Annotated in this window: 1 rRNA gene; it reads right to left on the reverse strand. The window is 48.3% G+C overall.

Annotation, left to right across the window (positions count from 1 at the left end):
• Window positions 1–259 (reverse strand): 23S ribosomal RNA (locus lacNas_RS09120); the annotation flags it as partial.

Consider the following 259-nt stretch of genomic DNA (forward strand, 5'->3'; position numbering starts at 1 on the left):
TTACGGGGCTCTCACCCTCTTTGGCGCATTTTCCCAAATGCTTCTGCTATCCTCTGAAGTGCCATGACTCAGTCCTACAACCCCGGCAGATAAATCTGCCGGTTTGGGCTCTTTCCTGTTCGCTCGCCGCTACTTGGGAAATCGAATTTCTTTCTCTTCCTGCAGCTACTTAGATGTTTCAGTTCACTGCGTGTTCCTTTCACAAGCTATGTATTCACTTATGAATAACATGTCTGCACATGCTGGGTTCCCCCATTCG

The organism is Lactobacillus nasalidis, from assembly GCF_016587775.1.
Taxonomy (GTDB): Bacteria; Bacillota; Bacilli; order Lactobacillales; family Lactobacillaceae; genus Lactobacillus; species Lactobacillus nasalidis.